Source organism: Microcoleus sp. PH2017_05_CCC_O_A (assembly GCF_020738785.1).
In the GTDB taxonomy this organism is placed as follows: Bacteria; Cyanobacteriota; Cyanobacteriia; order Cyanobacteriales; family Microcoleaceae; genus Microcoleus.
Genome location: NZ_JAEQCB010000243.1, coordinates 1 through 5576 on the forward strand (window position 1 = coordinate 1; position 5576 = coordinate 5576).

Annotated in this window: 6 protein-coding genes; 5 read left to right on the forward strand and 1 reads right to left on the reverse strand. The window is 40.4% G+C overall.

The annotated features are described in order from the left end of the window. Positions 1-303 precede the first annotated feature (303 nt). Both JGK20_RS32690 and JGK20_RS32695 read left to right on the forward strand, forming a co-directional pair. Complete coding sequence (locus tag JGK20_RS32690) at positions 304-501, forward strand: hypothetical protein (protein ID WP_293213557.1); 198 nt, start codon at positions 304-306, stop codon at positions 499-501. Between the two features lie 26 nt (positions 502-527). Continuing rightward, on the forward strand, positions 528-797 hold the full coding sequence (locus tag JGK20_RS32695) for a hypothetical protein (protein ID WP_293213559.1): 270 nt from the start codon (positions 528-530) through the stop codon (positions 795-797). Positions 798-986: 189 nt separating this feature from the next. Here the strand turns inward: JGK20_RS32695 and JGK20_RS32700 are convergent, their stop codons facing one another. Next, positions 987-1172 (reverse strand): hypothetical protein, encoded by a 186-nt coding sequence (locus tag JGK20_RS32700; RefSeq protein WP_293213561.1) that lies wholly within the window; start codon positions 1170-1172, stop codon positions 987-989. Positions 1173-1363: 191 nt separating this feature from the next. Between JGK20_RS32700 and JGK20_RS32705 the strand changes: the two genes are divergently transcribed. From JGK20_RS32705 to JGK20_RS32715, 3 genes are read left to right on the forward strand one after another with little or no spacing between them, the layout of a single operon-like run. Further along, positions 1364-2830, forward strand: a complete 1467-nt coding sequence (locus JGK20_RS32705; protein WP_293213563.1) for a helix-turn-helix transcriptional regulator — start codon at positions 1364-1366, stop codon at positions 2828-2830. Next, positions 2827-4089, forward strand: coding sequence for a tetratricopeptide repeat protein (locus JGK20_RS32710; protein ID WP_293213565.1), 1263 nt, complete (start codon positions 2827-2829; stop codon positions 4087-4089). The genes JGK20_RS32705 and JGK20_RS32710 overlap by 4 nt, the downstream gene beginning before the upstream one ends. Further along, positions 4079-5392: a tetratricopeptide repeat protein gene (locus JGK20_RS32715; RefSeq protein ID WP_293213568.1), complete on the forward strand. Its 1314-nt coding sequence runs from the start codon at positions 4079-4081 to the stop codon at positions 5390-5392. The genes JGK20_RS32710 and JGK20_RS32715 overlap by 11 nt, the downstream gene beginning before the upstream one ends. Positions 5393-5576 lie beyond the last annotated feature (184 nt).

Below are 5576 nucleotides of genomic sequence, written 5' to 3' on the forward strand. Positions count from 1 at the left end.
TATTTAATCTTCTCCCTCTTGAGTTTTTGAGTAACAGCTTGCCGGATATTCAAAGGCGGCTACTTTTGGCTGCAATCATTTTTTAGTCTAAACTACAGTAATATTAGATTTTAGGGTAAAAATCAGAGATTTGCGATCGCCAGCAACAACTTACTGACTCCCTTCCTTCCTAATTCTTCCTTCGCGCCCTTTGCGTCTTCGCGGTTCAATAATATCCTGCGTCTCAATCAAAAATCCAAAATCTAAAATCTCAAAATTGGTTGACGGCGGCCCCCATCTGCCGCTACGCTGTGAAGTAAGAGGTTGCGAAAGCTTGTAGAAGAGGCAACCTGCGTCGCCCAAAAATCTAGTTGCACTGTCCAAAGCTGCGCTAACAGCCAAGGACAGCATAACCGCCAAACTGGTACTAGCAGTCTGGAGGCTCGGAGTATCTTAACATTCTCTGTAGCCGCCCTGCTGTGTGTTGAAATGCGGGGCGGCTGGATTTTTGGGTTTTTCTAGAAAACCCAAAGTCAGGAGAACATAATATGTCACAAGAATTCGTGCCCGACGAAAACGAATCTGATTGTCAAAATTCGGATCCAACAGCCATATCCGAACAGGATATTGTGGTGGTAACGGTTGTGGGTTCGCCCCAGGGTGTCAGAGAAACGATTCTCACTTTGTACCGATTGGGATTTGCCCAAGTTGGCGATTGGAGTCCCGTACAGCGCGCGGCAAATGCTGGCCAGGTGATGAGTGTGCTGATTCGTCGGAAGCGGGCTGACGGTACGCCGCCGAGAAAATCTGGGCGGTAAGTTGCAAGGTTAACTCCTTTTTAGGGCTTACGCATCGGGCCTAGAAACCGGGTTTTTTCGAGAAGACGCGTTGTGATTCGCAGATTTGGTAAAAAACCCGGTTTCTTTAGTCCCAGCGCGTCAGTTATATCTGAAAGTCGCATCCTCATTAAGTAGGAGATGCGACTTTGCTTTCCCAGATGATGGGTACTACTTCTTAGAACCTGACTTGAGTACATGAATTAGTAGGGCAATTGAGCGGATCAAGATTGCGATCGCTAAGAGGGTTTCAGGAACACTGCCTGTATAAGATTGTGATGGCAGATTTGGTTCGATATGAGTTGGTACAGAAATGATTGGTTCGCTAGTGTAAGTCGTGGGTTGTGTTTGAGACATGAAGTTATTTGTCCTGTAAAACTCTACACTCCAATAATCTAAAAAGTCTGAGTGAGGTCGAATCTGAGCGATATCTGACTTGATAACTGAGTTCGTAACTGAGTTGCGAGGTAATTACTTTGTCCACATATCCGGAATTACCAGTCCCAACTGTGTAATTTTAGATATAAGTACATCTTGTGGGATGAGCCATGCCAAGATCAGTCAAAATTCACCCAGACCGCAAGCAGCAAGTTATATCAGCTATTGAACGCAATGGGTTTCTGACTCAGGGAGACTTAGCCGCAAATCTAGGAATAGTCTTATCCACCGTCAGCAACTTTATCAACAGCAAATCGGTATCTATATCGACATTTGAACGGATTTGCGAAAAATTGAACTTAGATAAACGAGAAATTCTTAAACCAATTAACTCAGATAGCGATACTTCGCCGGAAGATTCTACTTCTCCACAAGGTTTTTATGCCTATGATGATGCTTGGGTAGGTCGAGAAAAGCTTGTAGCCGAACTAAGTCAGAAGCTTCGCGGGTCATGTCGGCTATTGCTCATCCTGGGACTCACGGGAATTGGTAAAACTGCTCTGGCGGAAAGATTAGCAGTGCAATTGCAAGACTGGTTCTCTGGAGATTGGAAGAACAAGTTGCGACGAGCGAATTTTGACTATGAGGACAAAGCCACAGACTTTGCCAGTGTTGCTGCTAGATGGCTGGAAGAGTGGGGAGAGAGACTATCAGCAGAGGATAAAAAACCAGAAAAATTGTTACAGAGATTAGTCAAACACCTACGTGAAAATCAGGTGTTGGTGTTGATTGATTCTCTAGAAAAACTGTTAACGGGAAATGAAGATGAAGGTTGGGGTGATTTTGCTGATGAGTGGTGGGAAAAATTCTTTTTGAGCTTATTGTCAGCAGAATCTTGCCAAAGTCGGTTAATCATCACTTCACAGGACTTACCAGTTAAGTTGGTAGATTCTCGTTACAAAAATTTCTGGCATCGGGAAGTCTTGTATGGATTAAATGAATCTGAACAGGAAGCATTGTTCGAGACAACTGGATTAGAGGTCAACCAGGATTCACCTGATAAACCCCTCTTGTTACGAATTGGGAAAGCCTACAAGGGTCATCCTCTAGTTTTGCGAGTAATTATTGGGGAAATCTGTGAATCTTTCGATGCGAATGTCCAAGCTTATTGGAATGATATCAACAGTAAAATAGAGGAGGTAGAAACAGCTATTTATGAGGCAGAGCAAGGAAAAATATTAGGAGAACAAGATGAATGGAAGTTGCACAAGCTAACTTTGAAAGTGCAAAGAGAAGTCAACAAACAACGTTTGGAAGTTACATTTGATCGATTAGAAAAGCAGGTGAAGGATGCTTACATCTTAATTTGTGCGGCTTCCGTGTATCGCGCTCCAGTACAAGCAGAAGGATGGCTGATGCAATTGGTCAATTTGGTGAAGCGTATAGAGAATAAGCAGTGTAACGAGGAGCGTCAAGAGAGGGCATTAAAGGAATTGTGCGATCGCTTCCTCGCTGAGGGATCAGTTAACCACAATAATAAGCCCGTTTTGGGACAACACAATTTAGTTCGCAGTGTGGCGCTGGCTAACTATCAAAAGTTATTAACAAGTCTAAAAAATCAATCAAAATCAGCATGATCACTAACGAATTAAAACCTGGTCAATTGCTATTTGCGAAACTGGAAATCGATTTGGATGAAGTTCCGATTGAGAAACTTGCTGCTTATACGGCAGTGAAATATTACCTCACAGTCGAGGATGAGCCGCCAGACGATGTAACTAATTTAGAACAGGTGAAGCGCTATCTGCAATCTTTCGATCATCTTTGTGAAATGGAAGCTTGGGAAGCCGCTAGTGAGATACTTTTGAGTTATACTCATACTACTACTAATCAAGAATTACGTATTCAACTAAGAATTTGGCGCTACTATCGTGAACTAGCCAGCTTATATAACAGAATTTTAGGTAAGCTAAATTCCAGATGGGACGCTATTTGTTTGAACGGTTTGGGTCTCGTTTATTATGGTCTTGGAGAGTACACACATGCGATTGAGTTTTATCAGCAATGTTTGGCTATCGCACGAGCGACTGGCGATCAACATAGAGAAGGTAGGGCATTAGGAAATTTAGGGCTTACCTTCTATGCTATGGGACAATATCATCAAGCAATTAAGTATACTCATCAGTATTTACAAAAGTCACGGACGATTGGTGATTCTCAGGGAGAAGGAAATGCGCTTGGCAATTTGGGCATTATTTACAAAGCACTAGGAAAATATCACCGAGCAATTAATTATGCTCAACAGCATTTGGATATCGCACGAAAAATTGGTGATCGACTCGGGGAAGGGAATGCACTGGGTAATCTAGGTACTGCCCACTATCCTTTAGGAAAATATCACCAAGCAATTGACTATGCTCAGCAGCATTTGGATATCGCACGGGCAATTGGTGACAGGCTGGGTGAAGGGAATGAATTAGCAAATATGGGTCTTGCATACCATGCTATAGGAGAGTACACTCATGCAATTGCTCTGTATCAGCAGCGGTTGACCATCACACAGGTAATTGGGGATCGGCAAGGAGAAGGTGAGACACTGTGTAGGTTAGGAGCGACATTAATAAGACTGGATCTGTATTCAGAAGCTTTGAAAGCTTTGCATACATCATTAGAAATCTGTAACACAACTGGTAATCGTTCTATTCAAGCTGAAGTTCAAAAAATTTTGGCAGAAGCTTATCAAATATTAGGCCCTCGCACTCTGGCTATTGAGTATTGTAATCGCGCCTTATCTATCGCCGCAGAATTAGGCATTCCGCTAGTCAAAGAGTGTCAGGAGTTGAAGGAAAAATTGCTCAGTCAGAAAGCGTATAGAGGAAACACAAATGACAACTAATTCACAAACTCCCGCCCAATCAGTTTTTGCCAGCCTAAAAATAGATTTGGATGAAGTTCCAATTGAGGAACTTGCTGACTACACAGCAGTAGAATACTATCTCATGATTGAAGACGAGCCACCATCTGATACAACTAATTTAGAGAAGGTGCGACGCTACTTAGATTCCTTGTATCATGTTTGTAAAGTGAGAGAATGGAACCTACTCAAGGCAATTTTTTCTATACCTATATGCATAAGCCAAGAAGAAAAAAATTTAGCGTTGTCTTTGGATGAATATTTAATATGGCAAGCACTTACTAATAGCCTACTAGAAATCATTCAAAATGCAATCTTTTGTTTTCAAGGAAACATTGACGATCTCAATTATATATTAATGTTAAAAGCTAGAGCATTATCTGGAAATAATAGAGCGGCAGCTCATAATATTTTTTCACAAATCATTGGAGGCTCACCAGAGAATTCAGAAAATCATATAGAAGCTAATGCTCGTCTAGGAATATCTCTAATTTATTCTGCTGGTTATCAAGAAGGTATAGTATCTTCTCAAAAATCATTGACAATGATTGAAAACTTCATTAATTATAATTCTGAACTTAATATTCAAGTAAAAATGCTGGAATTAAAAACAGAATTACTTGAGACTATAGCTCTTTATGAAATGAGCCATAGTAAATTTAAACAGGCGATTGAGTTATATACAGAAGTTTTGAATCTGAGAAGACAAAATAAGATTATGCATAAAGTTATTAGCCCATTAGTCTATCTTGGCATTCTACATCGAAGAATGGGTGAATATAATCGCGCCATATCTTATTTAACCGAGGCTAAACCGTTAGCAGAAAAATTTCAAGATGATAACGCCCTAGCTTGGATACCGCATCATCTAGCCTGGGTTTTTCTTAATCAAGGGAAACCTCTTTTAGCAGAAGAGCAATCCAATATATCTCTTGAAGGATATAAGAAAATGGAGTCTCAGAGTGGACAGGGCGGTATGGCTGATGTTTATGAACAACTAGGTTTTATTCATCTTGCGAAAGATGAAATTGATGAGGCATATGAAAAATTCGAGATGGCACTTAAGATCAGAATAGCTATTGAAAACCGTCATGGTGTTGCGAGTTGTATGATGGGATTAGCACTTGCTTCATGGCATAAAAGGCAGTATTTAAAGTTTATAAAATTTTCATTACAAGGATTTAATAGATATTATAAAATTGGGGTATTAAATCGGGTAAGAATCTTCAGGATGGTTAAGTTAGCCTATATTTGGACTGTAGGTAAACTAAATTGGACTATGTAAATATCAATATCAATACATAATTAGACATCACCCTAGCCAAAAAATGTCAGGAATTAAAGGAACAATTACTCAGCTAACTAACATAACTGTAGTTTAGACTAAAAAATGATTGCAGCCAAAAGTAGCCGCCTTTGAATATCCGGCAAGCTGTTACTCAAAAACTCAAGAGGGAGAAGATTAAATA